18 protein-coding genes are annotated in these 19,272 nt (G+C 38.3%); 13 read left to right on the forward strand and 5 right to left on the reverse strand.

The genetic code is table 11. The features are described from left to right. Positions 1 to 158 precede the first annotated feature (158 nt). The 6 genes from argC to POD11_RS04825 all read left to right on the forward strand — a co-directional run bounded on the left by argC (position 159) and on the right by POD11_RS04825 (position 6,602). Positions 159 to 1,214, forward strand: coding sequence for an N-acetyl-gamma-glutamyl-phosphate reductase (gene argC, locus POD11_RS04800; protein WP_262456615.1), 1,056 nt, complete (start codon positions 159 to 161; stop codon positions 1,212 to 1,214). Positions 1,215 to 1,289: 75 nt separating this feature from the next. After that, positions 1,290 to 2,048 carry a DUF6776 family protein gene (locus POD11_RS04805; protein ID WP_079284188.1) on the forward strand — a complete coding sequence of 253 codons (759 nt, stop codon included), beginning with the start codon at positions 1,290 to 1,292 and terminating at the stop codon, positions 2,046 to 2,048. Positions 2,049 to 2,057: 9 nt separating this feature from the next. Then, entirely contained in the window at positions 2,058 to 2,471 is a 414-nt protein-coding gene (clpS, locus tag POD11_RS04810; protein WP_002121129.1) for an ATP-dependent Clp protease adapter ClpS, read from the forward strand. A 9-nt stretch (positions 2,472 to 2,480) separates the two neighbouring features. Continuing rightward, a complete protein-coding gene (gene clpA / locus POD11_RS04815) occupies positions 2,481 to 4,757 on the forward strand; it encodes an ATP-dependent Clp protease ATP-binding subunit ClpA (RefSeq protein WP_016140791.1) in 2,277 nt (758 codons plus the stop codon). Between the two features lie 3 nt (positions 4,758 to 4,760). Next, on the forward strand, positions 4,761 to 5,123 hold the full coding sequence (locus POD11_RS04820) for a YnfA family protein (RefSeq protein WP_016140792.1): 363 nt from the start codon (positions 4,761 to 4,763) through the stop codon (positions 5,121 to 5,123). Positions 5,124 to 5,546: 423 nt separating this feature from the next. Beyond that, a complete protein-coding gene (locus tag POD11_RS04825) occupies positions 5,547 to 6,602 on the forward strand; it encodes a 3-deoxy-7-phosphoheptulonate synthase (RefSeq protein ID WP_262456574.1) in 1,056 nt (351 codons plus the stop codon). 48 nt (positions 6,603 to 6,650) lie between these two features. On the opposite strand, the gene POD11_RS04830 is transcribed toward POD11_RS04825, so the two are convergent. Next, the gene (locus POD11_RS04830; protein ID WP_262456575.1) at positions 6,651 to 7,568 is read right to left on the reverse strand and encodes an alpha/beta fold hydrolase; all 918 of its coding nucleotides are present in this window, start codon (positions 7,566 to 7,568) and stop codon (positions 6,651 to 6,653) included. Between the two features lie 2 nt (positions 7,569 to 7,570). Next, on the reverse strand, positions 7,571 to 8,131 hold the full coding sequence (locus POD11_RS04835; RefSeq protein WP_262456616.1) for a PadR family transcriptional regulator: 561 nt from the start codon (positions 8,129 to 8,131) through the stop codon (positions 7,571 to 7,573). Between the two features lie 135 nt (positions 8,132 to 8,266). Here POD11_RS04835 and POD11_RS04840 point away from each other — a divergent pair, with 135 nt between their 5' ends. The 4 genes from POD11_RS04840 to POD11_RS04855 all read left to right on the forward strand — a co-directional run bounded on the left by POD11_RS04840 (position 8,267) and on the right by POD11_RS04855 (position 12,638). Further along, a complete protein-coding gene (locus POD11_RS04840; RefSeq protein ID WP_262456576.1) occupies positions 8,267 to 10,291 on the forward strand; it encodes an NADPH-dependent 2,4-dienoyl-CoA reductase in 2,025 nt (674 codons plus the stop codon). 70 nt (positions 10,292 to 10,361) lie between these two features. Then, positions 10,362 to 10,769, forward strand: a complete 408-nt coding sequence (locus POD11_RS04845; RefSeq protein ID WP_262456577.1) for a nuclear transport factor 2 family protein — start codon at positions 10,362 to 10,364, stop codon at positions 10,767 to 10,769. 38 nt (positions 10,770 to 10,807) lie between these two features. Then, complete coding sequence (locus POD11_RS04850; RefSeq protein ID WP_262456578.1) at positions 10,808 to 11,524, forward strand: SGNH/GDSL hydrolase family protein; 717 nt, start codon at positions 10,808 to 10,810, stop codon at positions 11,522 to 11,524. Positions 11,525 to 11,543: 19 nt separating this feature from the next. Then, complete coding sequence (locus tag POD11_RS04855; protein ID WP_262456579.1) at positions 11,544 to 12,638, forward strand: YheT family hydrolase; 1,095 nt, start codon at positions 11,544 to 11,546, stop codon at positions 12,636 to 12,638. 63 nt (positions 12,639 to 12,701) lie between these two features. Here the strand turns inward: POD11_RS04855 and POD11_RS04860 are convergent, their stop codons facing one another. Beyond that, the gene (locus POD11_RS04860) at positions 12,702 to 13,547 is read right to left on the reverse strand and encodes a metal-dependent hydrolase (RefSeq protein WP_262456580.1); all 846 of its coding nucleotides are present in this window, start codon (positions 13,545 to 13,547) and stop codon (positions 12,702 to 12,704) included. A 242-nt stretch (positions 13,548 to 13,789) separates the two neighbouring features. Further along, the gene (locus tag POD11_RS04865; protein WP_016140801.1) at positions 13,790 to 14,266 is read right to left on the reverse strand and encodes a hypothetical protein; all 477 of its coding nucleotides are present in this window, start codon (positions 14,264 to 14,266) and stop codon (positions 13,790 to 13,792) included. Between the two features lie 223 nt (positions 14,267 to 14,489). Between POD11_RS04865 and POD11_RS04870 the strand changes: the two genes are divergently transcribed. From POD11_RS04870 to eno, 3 genes are all read left to right on the forward strand, one after another. Further along, positions 14,490 to 16,127, forward strand: a complete 1,638-nt coding sequence (locus POD11_RS04870) for a CTP synthase (protein WP_262456581.1) — start codon at positions 14,490 to 14,492, stop codon at positions 16,125 to 16,127. Between the two features lie 30 nt (positions 16,128 to 16,157). Then, entirely contained in the window at positions 16,158 to 17,015 is an 858-nt protein-coding gene (kdsA, locus tag POD11_RS04875; RefSeq protein WP_262456582.1) for a 3-deoxy-8-phosphooctulonate synthase, read from the forward strand. A gap of 63 nt (positions 17,016 to 17,078) precedes the next feature. Further along, complete coding sequence (gene eno / locus POD11_RS04880; RefSeq protein ID WP_002121066.1) at positions 17,079 to 18,368, forward strand: phosphopyruvate hydratase; 1,290 nt, start codon at positions 17,079 to 17,081, stop codon at positions 18,366 to 18,368. An 83-nt stretch (positions 18,369 to 18,451) separates the two neighbouring features. Here eno and POD11_RS04885 read toward each other — a convergent pair whose 3' ends face one another. Further along, the gene (locus POD11_RS04885; RefSeq protein WP_224991184.1) at positions 18,452 to 19,129 is read right to left on the reverse strand and encodes a DUF421 domain-containing protein; all 678 of its coding nucleotides are present in this window, start codon (positions 19,127 to 19,129) and stop codon (positions 18,452 to 18,454) included. Positions 19,130 to 19,272: the final 143 nt, after the last annotated feature.

Here is a 19,272-nt window from a genome sequence, read left to right on the forward strand (position 1 = left end):
TATTTATTTGCTGATATTTATGTGGGTATGACAGTCCAGTAAGTGCTATCTGATTGTCACTAAAATTAAAAAATTAAAATTACCAAGCATGAAATGGTTTTGTAAGCTTGGACATCCTGTCATACTACTGCCCAAGTATAGATTCAAAAATTGAGGTAATGCACGTGATTTCTGTCGGAATTGTTGGTGGAACGGGTTATACAGGCGTTGAACTATTACGTATTTTATTACGACATCCTAAAGCGCAGGTTCGAGTTCTTACTTCACGTACAGAAGCGGGCAAACCAGTTGCAGATATGTTCCCTAATTTACGTGGACATACTGATCTTCAATTTTCAGATTTAAACATTGATGCATTAAAAGAATGTGATGTTGTATTTTTTGCAACTCCACATGGCGTTGCGATGCAGCATGCCAAAGAGTTGATTGCAGCTGGAACTAAAGTTATTGATTTAGCAGCAGACTTTCGCTTACAAAATCTTGAACAGTTTGAAAAATGGTATGGCATGGAACATGCTTGCCCAGATGTATTAAAAGATTCTGTATATGGTCTAACTGAGTTAAACCGTGAAAAAATTAAACAAGCTCAAGTTATTGGTAACCCGGGTTGCTATCCGACGACTGTTCAATTAGGTTTAGCGCCACTGTTAAAATCGGCACAAGCATTGATTGAAACAAAAAATATTATTATTGATGCGAAATCTGGTGTTTCTGGTGCTGGCCGTAAAGCAAGCTTAGGCATGATTTATAGTGAAAATGCAGATAACTTTAAAGCATATGGTGTTGCAGGCCATCGCCATCATCCGGAAATTGTAGAAGCTTTAGAAAATATTGCAGGACAAAAAGGTGGGTTTGAAGGACTCTTGTTTGTTCCGCATTTAGTCCCGATGATTCGCGGTATGTTGAGTACAATTTATGTAGACTTAACGGAAGCGGGTAAGCAGACAGACTTACAAGCTTTATATGAAAACTTCTATGCTAATGAAAAATTCGTAGATGTCATGCCTGCGAATAGTTCACCTGAAACACGTAGTGTACGCGGTGCAAATGAGCTTCGTATTGCTTTGTATAAACCACAACCAAATAAACTGATTATTTTGGCTGCTCAAGATAACCTTGTAAAAGGCGCATCTGGTCAGGCTGTACAAAATATGAACCTTATGTTTGGCTTTAATGAAGATGAAGGCTTACAAGGGATTGGTTTATTACCATAAAAAACTCTTTTTTGCTTCACACACATTTAAATTTCGATTTAAATGTGTGTCTTGACTCTGATCTTGAACACTGAGATGACGATGCAAAACTCTGGACAGACGACTTCGGCAGAAAGTTCGTTGCAAAAGAAAAATTTTTTAAACACCAATAAGCCTTTATTTATTGGTGCTGCCATTTTAATGAGTGGTTGTTTTGCGCTCGGCTATACAATTGGGCACCGTCAAGGTTTAACTGTTGTTGGTTACGATGCAGATGCGGAGCAATTGGTTGAAGTAGTGCAAAAGCAAAAAACAGCTTTAGATGCAGTTAACAAAAGCTTAAACGCGGCAGTACAAGAGCGTGATGTGGCTGTGACCAATGCAAATGATCTGTTTGAAGCACTTAATCAAGCGAACGCCGATAAAACTCAGCAAGAAGGTATGAGTAATATCTACCGTGAGATTTTGAGACAGCGTGGTGGTTTAAGCTTAACGATTCAAAATCTGGCCATTAAGCCTTTACCTGAAAATGCTTATGAATATCAGCTAGATTTAGTACAAGTAAGTCCAAGTAAGCGCCGTGCTCTAGGATCGGTTGAAATAAGATTGATCAAAGATACTGAAGTTTTAGTAGTACCACTTGAAGCGAAAAACTTTAACTTTACTGACTTTGAACGTTTAACAGGTCGTTGGACGATGCCTAAAGGTTTTACACCTCAATTTATTGAAGTGCGTTTAACAGGCGGCTCTGAAACACCAGTTATTAAACGTTTTAGTTGGCAGCGTGGTAAACCTGTCGAAACATCTTCTGCTTTTGTAGCAGAAATTCCTCAAGCTGAAGCAAATTCACAATAGTAACATCCTATGCGAACAAATAAGCGTCAAACAAACTTAAAAGATATCAAGGCTTCTTTTCAGCAGTCTGGCTATGTCGATTGGCACTTCCATCCACGCTTAAGTGATTCGCAAAACGAAGATCATGACGGAGAGGTTGTTGTACAAACAGCCCCTCCAGAACTCAAGCGTCCCCCATTATATGCAGTCGTATTAATGAATGACGATTACACCCCAATGGACTTTGTAATTGAAATTTTACAACAATACTTTGCAATGAATCTTGACCAAGCAACTCAAGTAATGCTAACAGTACACTATGAAGGTAAAGGTATTGCCGGAGTATATCCAAGAGACATCGCGGAAACTAAGGCAAACCTTGTTAATAATTACGCTCGATCGCAAGGTCATCCATTACTTTGCCAGATTGAGCCTAAAGCATAAGGGGGTTACATGCTCAGTCGTCAATTAGAAGTATCATTACGTTTGGCTGTTAGCATGGCTCGTCAAAAGAGACATGAGTTTCTTACAGTCGAACACTTATTATTAGCATTACTCGACAACGATTCAGCCGTGAATGCACTCAAAGCATGTGGGGCTGATATAGTTTCTTTGCGTAAAGAATTAGAAGAATATGTAGAACAACATACTCCTAAGCTTGGCGAAAATAGCGAGCAAGCTCCACATCCAACAGAAAGTTTCGACCGCATTTTGCAACGTGCTATTTTCCACGTGCAATCAAGTGGCGGCGATCGTACTGTTGAAGGTGCGGATGTTTTGGTCGCAATGTACTCAGAGCGTGATTCTTTTGCTGTCTATTTACTTAAACGTCATCAAATCAATCGCTTGACATTAACTCAATACTTGTCTCATGGGACACGTAAAGACGAAGTGCAAGTTGAAGAAGAAGTTGAAGATATTGAAGGTGAAACCAGCGCAGGCAATGCAGGGCCATTAGAGCTTTATACGCTGAACTTAAATGTTGAAGCGCAAAAAGGCAAAACTGACCCACTGATTGGTCGTGAAAAAGAAATTGAGCGTACAGCACAAATTTTGTGCCGCCGTCGCAAAAATAACCCATTACTTGTAGGCGATCCGGGTGTTGGTAAAACCTCGATTGCTGAAGGTCTGGCATGGTTAATTGTGAATGGTAAAGCACCTAAACCTTTAAGTCAGGCTGAAATCTATAGTCTGGACATTGGTGCATTGGTTGCTGGAACGAAATATCGTGGTGACTTTGAAAAACGTTTAAAACAACTGCTTAATGCATTGAAGAAAAATCCAAATGCGATTTTATTCATTGATGAGATTCATATGATCATTGGTGCAGGCTCAAGTATGGGCAGCACAATGGATGCTTCAAATCTCATTAAGCCAGCTTTAGCTAATGGTACTTTACGTTGTATTGGTTCAACGACTTTCCAAGAATATCGTCAGGTTTTTGAAAAAGACCATGCGTTATCACGTCGTTTCCAAAAAATTGACGTTAATGAGCCAAGCATTTCGGAAACGATTGATATTTTACGTGGATTGAAAACTAAGTTTGAAGATTTCCACCACGTACAATATGACGATAAGGCCTTGGTATCAGCTGTAGAACTTTCTGCTAAATTTATTAATGATCGTTTCTTGCCCGATAAAGCGATTGATGTCATTGATGAAGCAGGTGCTCAGCGTCGTCTGAAAGCTGAAAGTGATGATAGCTTGATTACAGTAGAGAATATCGAAGATATCGTTTCTAAGATTGCTCGTATCCCGCCAAAAACTGTTTCTAAAGATGATAAGTCAGTGCTTGAAAATCTTGAGCGTGATTTGAAGCGTGTGGTGTTTGGTCAAGATGAAGCAATCACTGCATTAGGTTCAGCGATTAAGTTATCTCGTGCTGGCTTGAAATCGCCAGATAAACCAGTAGGTAGTTTTGTTTTTGCTGGCCCAACTGGGGTAGGTAAAACCGAGGTTACTAAACAGCTGGCGAAATTGTTAGGTGTGGAGCTTGTACGTTTCGATATGTCTGAATATATGGAGCGTCATGCAGTTTCACGTTTAATTGGTGCACCTCCGGGGTATGTGGGTTATGACCAAGGTGGTTTGCTCACTGATGCGATTCATAAAAATCCGCATTGCGTCTTGTTGCTTGATGAAATTGAGAAAGCACATCCAGATGTGTTTAATCTCTTGCTACAAATCATGGATCATGGTGCGTTGACGGATAACAATGGACGCAAGTCAGACTTTAGAAATGTGATTATTGTTTTGACTACGAATATTGGTGCGGAAAGTATTTCACGTGCGAGCATTGGTTTTACAGAACAAGATCATAGTTCTGATAACCAAGAAGCGATGAAACGTGCTTTCTCACCAGAGTTCCGTAACCGTCTAGATGGCGTTATTCAATTCAAAGCATTACCAACTACTGTGATTGAGTCTGTAGTCGACAAATTCTTAACAGAATTGCAAGCACAATTGGATGAAAAACAAGTTGTTCTTGATGTCGATCAAAGTGCACGAGATTGGTTAGCAACAAACGGTTATGATCGTTTGATGGGTGCTCGTCCAATGCAACGTCTCATTCAAGAACATTTGAAAAAACCACTCGCTGAAATGATTCTGTTTGGTGAACTTGCAGATCATGGTGGTAATGTGGCTGTATCAGTGAAAAAAGAAGATGGCAAAGCTGTCGGCTTGAAACTTGAAGTGTTTGAAGATCATCATACGGCAGAACCAGCGTAACTTATGTTAATTGATAGTCTTGCTATAACCCGAATACTCAGTGTATTCGGGTTATTTATTATTACAGCAATTGCTGAAATTCTGGGTTGTTATTTTCCTTATCTGATTTTAAAAGAAGGTAAGTCAGCTTGGTTGTGGATACCTACAGCCTTAAGTCTAGCTATCTTCGTATGGCTGCTGACCCTACATCCAGCAGCTTCTGGGCGTATTTATGCTGCATATGGCGGTATCTATATTTTTACTGCGCTCATGTGGTTACGCTTTGTTGATCAGGTTGGATTAACCAGATGGGATCTATTAGGTGGTCTAATTGTGCTTTGTGGAGCGAGCCTAATTATTTTGCAGCCTCAAGGGTTGATTCGTTAATAGGTAATTGAATCAAATCTTAAGCGAGAAAATAAGAAGTTTTTTCAAAAAAAAGACTTGTCAAACTCATCAACAATGCGTATTTTAGATTCAAGGAACATTTTTTAATATTTGAGATAAAGATGTTAAATCTATCTGTGAACACTAACGCTTACTATTATTTTTGGCAATTTAGATAGTTGCCTGAGCGTATTCGGGCATGAGAAAGTTGCCCATCACAGTTAATACCTGATCGGCAACCCCGATCAGGTTTTTTTATGCTTTATCTTTTTTGAATCGAGGAACTTAAAATGAACAACATGACTTATTCGTACTTTAGCAACTTTTATTGGTTTTACTTTTGCTTACCTTTACCAACGAATAGATCCAAAACGCTCAAATAAATGATCGGACTGAATAGATTGCAGTCCCAAGGAAAAACCAATGAATGCCCTAAATACTTTATTGACACAAAGCAATACAAAAGAAACACCAGTTAGTTTACCTGTCCAGTTAAAAGCAAAATATCCGCTTGCACATTCTTTCGTGCGTCAAATTGCCGAACACCGTCAAATTATTCAAAATATTCTTAACGGCAAAGATCATCGTCTAATGGTAATTACAGGGCCTTGTTCAATTCATGATCCGGTTGCAGTACTTGAATACGCTGAAAAACTGCAAAAACTACAAGAAAAAATAAAAGATCAAATTTTTATCGTAATGCGCACATACATTGAAAAGCCACGCACAACTGTGGGCTGGAAGGGCTTCATGTATGATCCAAATTTAGATGGTTCATCAAATTTACAACTTGGTTTAGAAAAGTCTCGTGAACTTTACCTACAAATTATTGAAAAAGGCTTGCCAATTGCGAGTGAAATCTTAAGCCCAATGGCAACTGGCTATTTTGATGATTTATTGGCTTGGGGGGCAATTGGTGCTCGTACCAGTGAGTCTCAGATTCATCGTGAGATCTCCAGTCATATGCCATACAGTATTGGTTTTAAGAATGGCACTGATGGTTCTATTCAAATTGCATTAGATGCGATTCAGTCAGCACAAAATGAACATCAATTTTTAGGTATGAATCAACAAGGCTTGCCTTCAGTGATTCAGAGTGCTGGCAACCCATTACCGCACTTGATCTTGCGTGGAGCAAATCATGGGCCAAATTATGATTTAGCTTCAATTCAGGCGATACGCGAAAAGTACAAACAAAATCTACCTGCACTGGTGATAGATTGTAGTCATGGTAATAGTGGCAAAGATCCGTTGCGTCAGCCGGAAGTATTACAGCAAATCGTTGCTGAACGTTTAAAAACACAAGTTAGAGGAGTCATGATTGAAAGTCATTTGGTTGATGGTAATCAAAAGATTTCTTGTGATATGACTTATGGCCAGTCAGTAACCGATGGTTGTTTAGGCTGGGAAAAAACAGAGCAACTTTTGTTAAGTGTATCTGAGCAATTAAAAGCGAAAGCGTTAGCCCATTCCGCTTAATTATTTATTGATGTAAAAAAGGGATCTGTAAGTAGATCCCTTTATTTTTTAAGAAGCATGCTTGAGTTCGGATAAGAATGTAGTGATTTCATGTCCAAACTTTTTAGGTTCGGTTAATAGAGGTGTATGGCCTGAGCGTTCAAAATATATTGCTTTTGCATGTTCAACACTATGGGCAATCAGTGTTTGCCCAGTTTCTGGATAAAGTGTCGAATTGCGACCAATAAAGAAGGTGGTTGGACATGCTAATTGCTGAATCGCTTCGCGATAATCTTCATTGTGATAAAGATAATTTTCCACATACCAAAACAAGTAATCCAAACGTTGAATGGGTAATAAATATTTTTGTAGAAAAGGCTGTTTTAAAGCTGTTTTAAAAACTAAAGGACTAAACGGGTTACTACTTTGGAGTTCAATAAAATCTACCCAAAGACGGACCAGTTCTTGTCGATCTGGAAGCGATAGCTCATAAAGATATTTGGCATTTTTATGCTTTGCTAATAATTGGTAGATATCATTTAATAATTGTTTGAACTGAGTGTGAAGAGGGCCGAATAAGCCATATTCCCAAGTCGAATCTACTGATATCTTTGGTGTTTGGTCAATATGTAAATAGGCTTTTAACTGCTGAGCCAGTTGAGCGTGTTTCATGCCATGCATGGCAGTTGTTGCGCCCATTGAATAACCCATCAAGATAAAGTTATTAAGTTTTAATTGATCTATTAAATGAGCAACGTCCTGCCAATGGCTAGAAATTGCATCTTGCTGGGGAATCGCACAATTTTTTGAACCACCGAATCCGCGCCAGTCTGGAATAATAAATTCATATTCTTTGCGGTTCGCATAAATAAAAGGTAGCCACTGCCAACTTTGCATGCCAAGGCCAGATAAAACCAAAACAGGCTCACCACGACCAACACGGCGTACAAATAAATTTTCCTGATCGGGCATGGTGTAATACGGCATGGCTATTCTCCAGATGCGTTATCTTGGGCAAAGCGTTTTAATTGAGGGGTGACTTGTTCCAACCATTTGATCCATTCACTTTCCATCGTAATCCCAAGTTCTAAGATCATTTTGTGGATGTATAACACACGGTCATTTAGATCATCACTGTCTTTAAAATCTTTATCATAAATATTTTGATAAAGTTTGAGCTTCTCTTGATGTAAACCAAGATGCCTTAACAGTTCAGGTAATATCTGATTATTGCTCAATTGTGCTTCAGCACGCAATCTAACCATTAAATCATCGCGAAGCTGGGCAGGTTCACTTTGTTGAGTCATCCATGAAGCCAGTTCGATACGTCCCAGTTGTTCAACCTGATAGGTTTTTTTTCGGCCATTATCCATTTCATTTTCTAAAGTGGAAACCCAACCTTTTTTAAGCATGTTATTGAGTTCACGATAAATTTGCTGGTGAGTGGCATTCCAGAAAAAGCCCATTGAGCGGTCAAAGCGGCGGGCGAGTTCAAACCCTGTACTTGGGCGTTCAAGCAAGCTGGTCAATAAAACATGAGGAAGTGACATGGCAATCCAGTTTGTAAGCAAAAGTAAAGTGTGACTCATGAGATTATGCAACATGTTGCATAAAAATCAAAATTTGATTATAAATTTATGCAACAAGTTGCATTAGCAAGCTTATTGCTAGCCATAGGAGAAAATATGTCAGCTTATCCACATTTATTAAAACCACTTGATTTAGGCTTTACGACTTTAAAAAACCGTGTGCTTATGGGGTCTATGCACATTGGCTTAGAAGAAGCACCGCAAGGATATGAGCGCATGGCTGCGTTTTATGCTGAGCGTGCAAAAGGTGATGTGGGTTTAATTGTAACTGGCGGTGTTTCTCCAAATGATGATGGTGTTGTGTTTAGCCACGGGACCAAACTAGATACAGTTGAAGAAGCTGAAAAACATAAAGTGATTACCCAAGCTGTCCATGAAGCTGGGGGGAAAATTGCTATGCAGATTTTACATACGGGGCGTTATTCTTATCAGCCAAACAATGTTGCTCCTTCAGCAATTCAAGCACCGATTAACCCGATTAAGCCTAAAGCTTTAAGTTCTGCCGAAGTACAACAAACAATTGATGACTTTGCCAACTGTGCCAAACTTGCTCAGTATGCGGGCTATGATGGTGTAGAAATCATGGGCTCTGAAGGTTATTTAATTAATGAGTTTATTGCAGCTCGAACGAATCATCGTGATGATGAATGGGGTGGTAGTTACGAAAATCGTATCCGCTTTCCAATTGAAATTGTAAAGCGCACACGTGCTTTAGTTGGTGAAAATTTTATCATTATTTATCGTTTATCTATGCTTGATTTAGTTGAAGGCGGTTCAAGTTTTGATGAAGTGATTCAGCTTGCAAAAGAAATTGAAAAAGCAGGCGCAACAATTATCAATACAGGTATTGGCTGGCATGAGGCACGTATTCCTACAATCGCAACTAAAGTTCCTCGTGCTGCATTTACTTGGGTGACTGAAAAACTTAAAGGTGAAGTCTCTATTCCTTTAATTACTTCTAACCGAATCAATACGCCTGAAATGGCTGAACATGTATTGGCATCTGGTCATGCTGATATGGTGTCTATGGCACGACCAATGTTAGCGGATGCTGAATTTGTCTTGAAAGCAAGTGAAGGCCGCAGTGATGAAATTAATACGTGTATTGGGTGCAACCAAGCTTGTTTAGATCATATTTTCTCAATGAAAATTGCAACTTGTTTAGTAAACCCGCGTGCGTGTTATGAAACTGAGCTGATTTTTAAAGAAGCCCAGGTGAAAAAGAATATCGCTGTGATTGGCGCAGGTCCGGCAGGCTTAAGTTTTGCGGTATATGCAGCTGATCGAGGGCATCAAGTTAAAGTGTATGAGGCAAGTCATCAAATTGGTGGTCAGTTTAATATTGCGAAAACAGTCCCTGGAAAAGAAGAGTTCTATGAAACTTTACGCTACTTTAGCCGTCAAATTGAATTGCGACCTAATATTGAACTTGTGTTAAACCATCAAGCAACTTATGAAGAATTAAGCCAAGCAAATTTTGATGAAATTGTGGTTGCAACGGGTGTAACTCCTCGTCAATTACAGTTTGAGGGAATTGATCATCCTAAAGTGCTAAGCTATTTACAAGTTCTAAAAGAGCGTGTGCCAGTAGGACAACGTGTTGCCATTATTGGTGCAGGTGGTATTGGTTTCGACACAGCTGAATATCTTACTCATGAAGGTGAAAGTGGCAGTTTAAATCCAGAAAAGTTCTATGAAGAGTGGGGAATCGATACTCAATATGAACATGTGGGTGGTTTAAAACAGCCAAAAGTTGAGGCATCTGAACGAGAAATTTATTTACTGCAACGTAAAACTGCTGCTGTAGGCGCTGGTTTAGGTAAAACAACAGGCTGGATTCATCGCACAGGACTTAAAAACCGTCAGGTCAAAATGTTTGCTGGTGTGCAATATGACAAAGTAGATGACCAAGGTTTACATATAACGATAGACGGGCAACCAAGTGTACTTGAGGTCGATCATGTTGTGATTTGTGCGGGGCAAGAGTCATTTACTGCAATGTATGATCAATTAAAAACAGATGGAAAAAATGTTCATTTAATTGGTGGTGCTAAAGAGGCTGGAGAGCTGGATGCAAAACGTGCAATCCGCCAAGGCGCTGAATTAGCAGCAATACTCTAAATTTTAGCTGGACATTTCTTTTAAAGAGAAATGTCCATTAATTCATAGTAAATTATAGGATGGAAAAACAATGGCACTTGAAACTACAAAACAGTCTTTAGAAAAATGGCATCAAATGGTTCAAGCCGGTAATTTATCAGATCTAAATGATTTGCTGGCAGGTGATGTAGTTTTTCGCTCACCAGTTGCTTACAAACCTTATGAAGGAAAACAGGTTGTTTTCTTCATTCTTACCAATGTTATTCAAGTGTTCGAAAACTTTACCTATCATCGTGAGTTTTATACAGAAGATGGAGAGAATGTAGTGCTTGAGTTTAGTGCCAATGTCAGTGGTAAGTCATTAAAAGGTATTGATATGATTCGTTTTAATGAACAAGGCAAGATTATTGATTTTGAGGTAATGATCCGTCCAATGAGTGGCTTAGCAGCATTGGCTGAACAAATGGGTATAAGAATTGCCAAGTTTCAACCCCAATAATTTTAGTAAATAGCCTAAGTAATATAGAGATCAATAAAATGTGGTTAAAGCTTTCAACTCTCGTCTTGTTGCCTATCCTTTTTGTGCAGGGAACAAAGGTTCGTAAGAATACACCGCGCTTACTAGAAGCCAGTGGCGAGAGAGAAGGCTTGGTGGGTAAGGGAAAACCCTTATCGTTACTTATTTTGGGAGATTCTGCTGCTGCAGGTGTTGGAGTTGAAACCCAAAAAGATGCTTTATCTGGTGCGATTATTTCTGAATTGCAAAATCAATATTCAATACGCTGGAAACTGCATGCAAAAACAGGTGATACAACCAAGCAAGTTTTCCAAGCGGTACAGCATTTAGATCAACAAAGTTACGATGTGGTTGTTACGTCGATAGGGGTTAATGATGTCACAAAACTAACCTCAGCAAGTTCATGGATAAAACAACAAAAACAATTATTTCAATATATACAGATACGTTTTCAGCCTAAACTCATTATTGTGTCTGGTGTTCCGCCAATGCAACATTTTCCAGCTTTACCCAATCCATTGGCTTGGTTGTTTGGAAAATATGCAGAAAAAATGAATCAGACACTAAGTAAATGGTTAGAATCACAAAACCAATTTAGATTCATTCAATATGATATTGAGAGTTTTCAAGCGATGAATTTGCCTATGGCAAGTGATGGCTTTCATCCGAGTAAAGAAATTTATGCAATTTGGGGACAGCAGGTTGCAGCATTAGTGCAGCAATCATTTTACTCATAATCAGAGGTCGTGATTGGAAATGGGCATATCTACTTTAAATAAAATTAAAGCTTTCGGTTCGGAATTGTTTGATTCAGTATTAGGTGCTGAACAACCAAAAATCTATTATGACCCAAATGGGAAAATAAAAGATATTCTAGATAAGTTGCCCCAGCTCAAGCAAAAATATCGTCCTACACCATGGTTAAGCAATAACCATGTTCATCTTTTGTACTTTGATATTATTAGAAAAAAAACCATTAAACTTGAATATGATCGAATTGATCAGCTCACCATGAAAGATGGTGGCGTAACTGCCATCGCGTGGTATGGGTATGATCTCCCTGCAGATACTCCAACAGTTGTTATTATGCATACCATTACGGGAACTCCTGAAAGTATGCGTGAACTTGTGAAAGATATACATCATTATACGGGTTGGAGAATAGCGCTATGCTTACGCCGTGGGCATGCTGGTTTACCTATGCCTGTACCACAGATCTCTCTTTTTGGGTCAACGAGCGATCTTAAAGAGCAACTTGCACATATCCAGAACCTGTTTCCAAAATCAGATTTATACGCCGTAGGTTCCTCTGCGGGAACAGGGTTATTGGTTCGTTATTTGGGCGAGCAAGGTGCAGATACACCATTTAAAGCTGCTTTTGCAATGTGTCCAGGCTACAACACAGAGATTGGCTTTAAGAATGTTCATCCGTTTTATAGCAAAATGATGACTAAAAAGTTATTTAAATATTTTATTCATCCTTATCAAAATATATGGAACCAACTATCTTCTATAGAAAAAGTTCTAGCGACCACAAGTCTAGAAGAGTTTGAAAAAGAATATTTTGAAATGGCTGGCTTTGAGGATTATCAAAGTTATTGCCAAGCTATTAATCCAATTTATGTATTTGAGAATGTCAAAATTCCATTGATGATTCTTAATGCTGAGGATGATCCTGTCTGTTCTATTAAAAATTTGGAACCTTATAAAGAAACGATTCAGCAAATGAGTAATATTGCGGTAATCACTACAAAAAAAGGAAGTCATTGTGGCTTCTATGAAGGTTGGAAAAGCACCTCCTGGGCTGCCAAATTAATATCAAATTATTTTATGGTCGAACATAAACAATAATGGTCAATTTGCAATAAGTTAAATAAAGCCCATTCAACAGATGGGCTTTATGATTTTATTTGGTCAAGATAAAAGTAAATTGGGATCTTTTAGTCCAATTTTGATTTTCGTGCTGTCAACGAGGTCTTTTTCGTCTGTCTGGTTGGGATGAAAATCAAAGCGATAATAATCAAAAAATTTAGGGGTCAATGCTCTATATTGTTTATTAGCAAAACTAAAGAACTTACGCCAAGATTTAAAATTGAGAAGTTGATGATCTCGCTTCATTAAAATAAATTGATAAATTGTTGAAAAGCCCGTAATTAAAAATAGACTTAAAGTAAAGACTGTAATGCGCGGAAGGTAGGCGCTTAAGCCGCTTTCATATAAATGTTGATAGAGATCAAAGGCAACAGCTTTATGTTCTGTTTCTTCAATACTGTGCCATAGCCACAAATTACGTATAGTTGAGTCTGTCATTAACTCATTAACAGATTCCATCATGCTAACCACGAGTACTGCTGTGTAGTGTTCTAGACCTACGGTTACAAGCAAATTCCATTTTTTACTAAAAACTTTTTCAATCGTTTTTAAAACGATGCCAGTTACTTTTTCTAAAGATTGAGGATTTAAGCCATATTGCTGTGCACTTACATGAAAAGCATGATGTTCTTTAGAGTGCATAGCTTCTTGGCCAATAAAAGCACTGATTTCACGATCTAAAATTTCATTCGACTTTGCTTTTGCGCGTAAAGCTCGAACAGAGCGAACAAAATATGATTCACCTTCAGGAAACAACGTAGATAAGCCCGTAAAATAGTGGGTGAAAGTTGGTTCATTGTTACACCAGTAACGAGGTGTATTTTCAAAATTATAGTCCATACGACGGACCGGAAATGAGGCAGGCACACGGTTTAATACAGTATTCATTTTAAGCTCCGATCTTCTTTTAATTAGAGTTCCAAAAAGGAACTTGATAAAAAACTACATCGCTCTATATCTATCGTCAATGCTTTTTTAGGTAGAAAAAATAGATTGTCCTTAATTGATATCTAAGGAAACTTTAAAGATAAATAGTAAGAAAAATTAAAACTTATTACTGAATTGATAATTTGAATAATAATTAAAAAGCCCAAACCGATGGTTCAATTTGGGCATATTCGAGAACGAACTTAGTTTTTAAGCGCTGGAGTTGCAGCAGCAATGGCAGCGGCAACAGCATCATCTTCAGTTTGAGATGGTTCAGCAGGCTTAGCTGGTTTTGACTGAACCTTTTCAGGTTTTGGCTCTGCTTTTGGCTCAGGCTTAGGTTCAGGTTTTGGTTTCGGCTCTACTTTAGGTTGCTCAGAAACTGTTGTTTGTGAACCTTGATCAGGTTGGGCAGGGCGAGTTTCACGGCGAATTTCAGTTGTCGTATTCGCTGTTTCTTCACGGTGAACTTCAACTTGCGGTGGTTCCTGAGTTTGAGCTTCTTCAGTTTGCACACTTTCTAAAGACTCAAATTTTGCAGGTTCAGCAGGTTTAGGTTCTGAAACAGCAGTTTCAACCTTTTCTTGCTCTTCTTCTTTAGGTGTTTCTTTTTTGACACATGCGGTTAACAATAGTCCAGCAGCAATTGCAGCACAGATTAAAAGTTTTTTATTTGCCATTGTCCTAAACAACATTTAATTGAGGAGCTGGCATTATAACAGCAAAAGAGAATGAAAAAATCATGTGAGATTGACCTAATTTTTTATTAAAAATGCTGATAGAATAGCCAGTTGTTTAATGATCTTTGAATTGATGCGGTTTGACTTTGCTTTATAGGGGCAGAGTACAGTAAAATTGCCAAACATTGTAGGCCGATTTCGGCTTGATTGTACGAGAAACTTAATGACCCATTTTATTTTTGTCACTGGTGGTGTAGTTTCATCGCTAGGTAAAGGTATTTCTGCTGCTTCAGTTGCTGCACTTTTGGAAGCCCGTGGCTTAAAAGTCACAATGGTTAAAATGGATCCCTACATTAATGTCGATCCAGGGACAATGAGCCCTTTCCAACATGGTGAAGTTTTTGTCACAGAGGATGGTGCCGAAACTGATCTAGACTTGGGTTATTACGAACGTTTCTTACGTCGTGCGAAAATGACCAAACTTAATAACTTTACCAGTGGTCGTGTATATCAGGACGTTTTAAACAAAGAACGTCGTGGTGACTATCTTGGTGGTACAGTTCAAGTTATTCCACATATTACTGACAACATTAAAGAACGCGTACTTCGCGCAGGTGAAGGCTACGATGTTGCTATCGTAGAAATTGGCGGTACGGTAGGTGATATCGAATCATTACCGTTTATGGAGTCAGTTCGTCAGTTAATGGTTGAGCTTGGTCATAAAAGAACCATGCTTATGCATTTAACTTTGTTGCCATATATCAAATCTGCAGCAGAGCTTAAGACAAAACCAACTCAACACTCTGTAAAAGAGTTGCTTTCAATTGGTATTCAGCCAGATATTCTTATCTGCCGTACTGAATATGATGTTGATGCAGACACGAAACGTAAAATTGCTCTATTCACTAACGTAGAAGCACGTGCTGTTGTGGTATGTAAAGATGCGAAAACCATCTATCAAATTCCACGTGGTTTCTATGAGCAAAATGTAGATGACCTCATTTGTGAACGTTTTGGTTTTAATGATTTACCAGAAGCTGACCTAACTGATTGGGATAATGTAGTAGAAGCATTACTTAATCCAGAATACACGGTACGTGTAGCAATGGTTGGTAAGTATGTTGAATTACCAGATGCTTATAAATCTGTGAATGAAGCATTATTACATGCTGGTATCAAAAATCGTGTGAAAGTACAGATTGACTATGTCAATGCTGAAGAACTTGAAAGCCAAGATGTTTCTATTTTGCAAACAGCTGACGCAATCTTAGTCCCAGGTGGCTTTGGTGAACGTGGTACTGAAGGCAAAATGAAAGCTATCCAATACGCACGTGAAAACAAAGTCCCATTTTTGGGCATTTGTTTAGGTATGCAGTTGGCTGTAATCGAATATGCCCGTCATGTTGCTGCTATGCCAGAAGCATCTTCTACTGAGTTCAACCGTTCTACAAAATATCCATTGATTGGTTTAATTACTGAATGGTTAGATGAGCGCGGTGAATTACAACAACGTAGCCTTGAGTCTGACTTAGGTGGAACAATGCGTTTAGGTGCACAAAAATCAGAATTGGTTGAAGGCACAAAAACACGTGAAGTCTACGGTAAAGCTGAAATTACTGAGCGTCATCGTCACCGTTATGAAATGAATAACCGTTTCATCGAGTCGATTGAACAAGCTGGTATGAAGATTTCAGGTTACTCTTCAGCACAACATTTAGTTGAAACTGTAGAAATTCCTGAACATCCTTGGTTTATTGCTGTACAATTCCACCCGGAATTTACAAGTTCACCACGTGATGGACATCCATTATTTGCTAGTTTTATTGACGCTGCAAAAACACAGCATCAAAAAAGTAAATAATGCGATTTTAAATAAACTGGGAAAGTTTAAATGTCACAATTAAAACCACAAGAAGTTGTACGTTTAGGCGATATACAAATGGCAAATCATTTGCCATTTGTATTATTTGGCGGAATGAACGTACTTGAATCAAAAGATTTAGCTTTTGAAATTGCAGAAACTTATGTTGATATTTGCAAACGCTTAGATATTCCTTATGTATTTAAAGCGAGTTTCGATAAAGCAAATCGTTCTAGTCTGCATTCATTCCGTGGTCCTGGACTTGAAAAAGGTATCGAATGGTTAGGTGATATTAAAAAACATTTTAATGTTCCTATCATTACTGATGTGCATGAGCCATATCAAGCTGCACCTGTTGCAGAAGTAGCCGATATTATTCAGTTACCCGCATTCTTAAGTCGTCAAACTGATCTTGTTGAGGCGATGGCGAAAACACAGGCTATTATTAACATTAAGAAAGCCCAGTTTTTAGCACCTCATGAAATGCGTCATATCCTGCATAAATGTTTAGAAGCAGGAAACGACAAACTTATTCTTTGTGAACGTGGTTCGGCATTCGGATATAACAATCTTGTTGTAGATATGCTCGGCTTCGATACTATGAAAGAAATGAATGTGCCAGTTTTCTTTGACGTGACACATGCGTTACAAACCCCTGGTGGTCGTTCTGACTCAGCAGGTGGTCGTCGTGCTCAAATTACAACTTTAGCACGCGCAGGAATGGCAACTGGTTTGGCTGGATTGTTCTTGGAAGCTCATCCAGACCCAGAACATGCAAAATGCGATGGACCTTGTGCATTGCGTATGTCGCAACTTGAACCATTCTTGGCAGAAATAAAAGAATTGGATACTTTAGTTAAAGGATTCAAAAAGTTAGACACCCATTGAGTTGTTTTATAACCCTTACGCTGCTTTAACCGCAGCTCATATTCATTCAAAGAGGAATTGTTCATGAGCCAAATCGTTGACATTCGTGCACGTGAAATTTTGGACTCTCGTGGTAACCCAACCATCGAAGCAGACGTAATTTTAGAATCTGGGGTTGTTGGTCGTGCATGTGCACCATCTGGTGCTTCAACTGGTTCTCGTGAAGCTTTAGAACTTCGTGACGGTGATAAATCACGTTACTTAGGTAAAGGCGTTCGTACAGCAGTTAACAATGTAAACACATTGATTCGTGATGCTTTGTTGGGTAAATCAGTTTTTGAGCAAAAAGACATTGATAACACAATGATTGCGCTTGACGGTACTGAAAACAAAGAAAAATTAGGTGCTAACGCAACTTTGGCTGTTTCATTGGCTGCGGCGCGTGCTGCTGCTGAAGAAAAGAAACTTCCTCTTTTCCAATACATCGCAGATCTTCGTGGTCAAACAATTTTGACAATGCCTGTACCGATGATGAACATCTTAAATGGTGGTGAGCATGCGGACAACACTGTTGATATTCAAGAGTTCATGATCGAGCCTGTAGGTTTTACTTCATTTGCTGAAGCTTTACGTGCGGGTGCTGAAGTATTCCATTCTTTAAAATCAGTTTTAAAGAAGCAAGGTTTGAATACTGCTGTAGGCGATGAAGGTGGTTTTGCTCCTAACTTACGTTCTAACGAAGAAGCAATTCAAATCATTTTACAGGCAATTGAATTGACTGGTTATAAAGCTGGTTCAGACATGATGCTTGCATTAGACTGCGCATCTTCAGAATTCTACAAAAACGGTCAATACGTTTTAGAAGGTGAAGGTAATCGTGCATTTACAAGCCATCAGTTTGCAGATTACTTAGCTGGTCTTGTAAATCAATATCCAATTATCTCGATCGAAGATGGTTTGGATGAATCTGATTGGGAAGGCTGGAGCTATTTGACTTCAATCCTTGGTGATAAAATCCAATTGGTTGGTGATGACTTGTTCGTAACTAATCCTAAGATTTTACAACGTGGTATTGATGAGAAGGTTGGTAACTCAATCTTAATTAAATACAACCAGATCGGTACTTTAACTGAAACTTTAGATGCCATCTATCTTGCTAAAGCAAATGGTTATTCGACTGTTATTTCTCACCGTTCTGGTGAAACAGAAGATTCTACTATTGCTGACTTAGCAGTAGGTACAGCAGCTGGTCAAATCAAGACTGGTTCACTTTGCCGTTCTGACCGTGTTTCTAAGTACAACCAATTACTTCGTATTGAAGAATTGACTAAAGCTGCTTACCGCGGTAAAGCTGAGTTTAAAGGTTTAAACTAATCTTTAAATAAAAAGTTAAAATTAATTTTTTAACATTTTGAGGTGCTTTTTTCTGTTTTTAATAGGGAATAGCACCTTTTTTATTATCCTAATCGGCGTGTTTTCAAAGATTCAGCCCAACTATGATGTTTGCAGCGGGTACATTCTTGATCAATCTTATTTAAAATTTTAGTTTCACCACATTTCATACATGAATAAAAAGTATTAAGTTTAAGTACATCGGCTTTACAGTAGGCGTCAGGGAATAATGGCAGGCCCCATCTGACATCTTCATCCTCATAATAAAGTAAGCTCAAAATGCCGTCGGATTCCAACAAAGCTGTTCTCACTTGCCCAAGATGTTCAACATTTTGCTGACGCATTTCCGAGAAAAATTCATCATGTGAATATGTTTGTTTCTGAAAATCTTTGTAGACTAGAAGCCCTTCTTTAACTACACATAAAGCTTTCCCTTCCAGTAAATCCTCAATTTTTTTATTCTTCACCATGGCCCAGGTCACAAGTCGGTATAGAAAAAGAATAGCCGTAAAAGCTACTAAAGCATGGGCAATAGGTAAGTCCTTAGTGAACATCGGGTCACCTGCGGCTGAACCTAAACATAAAATAATGGCAAGTTCAAAAAGTGAAAGCTGCCGAATTCCTCTTTTACCCGATAATCTTAAAAAACTGATAATAATAATAAACATCACAAAACATCGAACTAAAATTTCTAAAACAAAGTTCCAGGTCGTATCGCCGATGAAAATATTAAAAAAATCCATTTTTTTTCTCCTTGTTAAAATAGTTAGAAGAAATCCTTATAAAATTTTTACCAAAGTAAAAAATAAAAAAATATACATTTTAAGTAGTTATTAGTTAAAAATTAGAAATATATGTGATTTTGTATGAATCTCACGTTGAAAAA

The sequence above is a fragment of the Acinetobacter sp. P1(2023) genome, from assembly GCF_028367635.1.
Taxonomy (GTDB): domain Bacteria; phylum Pseudomonadota; class Gammaproteobacteria; order Pseudomonadales; family Moraxellaceae; genus Acinetobacter; species Acinetobacter pittii_E.

Bases quoted from the DNA above. Each gene is read 5' to 3' on its own strand.
- argC (WP_262456615.1), top strand. From the start codon at position 159: ATGCACGTGATTTCTGTCGGAATTGTTGGTGGAACGGGTTATACAGGC.
- POD11_RS04805 (WP_079284188.1), top strand. From the start codon at position 1,290: ATGACGATGCAAAACTCTGGACAGACGACTTCGGCAGAAAGTTCGTTG.
- clpS (WP_002121129.1), top strand. From the start codon at position 2,058: ATGCGAACAAATAAGCGTCAAACAAACTTAAAAGATATCAAGGCTTCT.
- clpA (WP_016140791.1), top strand. From the start codon at position 2,481: ATGCTCAGTCGTCAATTAGAAGTATCATTACGTTTGGCTGTTAGCATG.
- POD11_RS04820 (WP_016140792.1), top strand. From the start codon at position 4,761: ATGTTAATTGATAGTCTTGCTATAACCCGAATACTCAGTGTATTCGGG.
- POD11_RS04825 (WP_262456574.1), top strand. From the start codon at position 5,547: ATGAATGCCCTAAATACTTTATTGACACAAAGCAATACAAAAGAAACA.
- POD11_RS04830 (WP_262456575.1), bottom strand. From the start codon at position 7,568: ATGCCGTATTACACCATGCCCGATCAGGAAAATTTATTTGTACGCCGT.
- POD11_RS04835 (WP_262456616.1), bottom strand. From the start codon at position 8,131: ATGTCACTTCCTCATGTTTTATTGACCAGCTTGCTTGAACGCCCAAGT.
- POD11_RS04840 (WP_262456576.1), top strand. From the start codon at position 8,267: ATGTCAGCTTATCCACATTTATTAAAACCACTTGATTTAGGCTTTACG.
- POD11_RS04845 (WP_262456577.1), top strand. From the start codon at position 10,362: ATGGCACTTGAAACTACAAAACAGTCTTTAGAAAAATGGCATCAAATG.
- POD11_RS04850 (WP_262456578.1), top strand. From the start codon at position 10,808: ATGTGGTTAAAGCTTTCAACTCTCGTCTTGTTGCCTATCCTTTTTGTG.
- POD11_RS04855 (WP_262456579.1), top strand. From the start codon at position 11,544: ATGGGCATATCTACTTTAAATAAAATTAAAGCTTTCGGTTCGGAATTG.
- POD11_RS04860 (WP_262456580.1), bottom strand. From the start codon at position 13,547: ATGAATACTGTATTAAACCGTGTGCCTGCCTCATTTCCGGTCCGTCGT.
- POD11_RS04865 (WP_016140801.1), bottom strand. From the start codon at position 14,266: ATGGCAAATAAAAAACTTTTAATCTGTGCTGCAATTGCTGCTGGACTA.
- POD11_RS04870 (WP_262456581.1), top strand. From the start codon at position 14,490: ATGACCCATTTTATTTTTGTCACTGGTGGTGTAGTTTCATCGCTAGGT.
- kdsA (WP_262456582.1), top strand. From the start codon at position 16,158: ATGTCACAATTAAAACCACAAGAAGTTGTACGTTTAGGCGATATACAA.
- eno (WP_002121066.1), top strand. From the start codon at position 17,079: ATGAGCCAAATCGTTGACATTCGTGCACGTGAAATTTTGGACTCTCGT.
- POD11_RS04885 (WP_224991184.1), bottom strand. From the start codon at position 19,129: ATGGATTTTTTTAATATTTTCATCGGCGATACGACCTGGAACTTTGTT.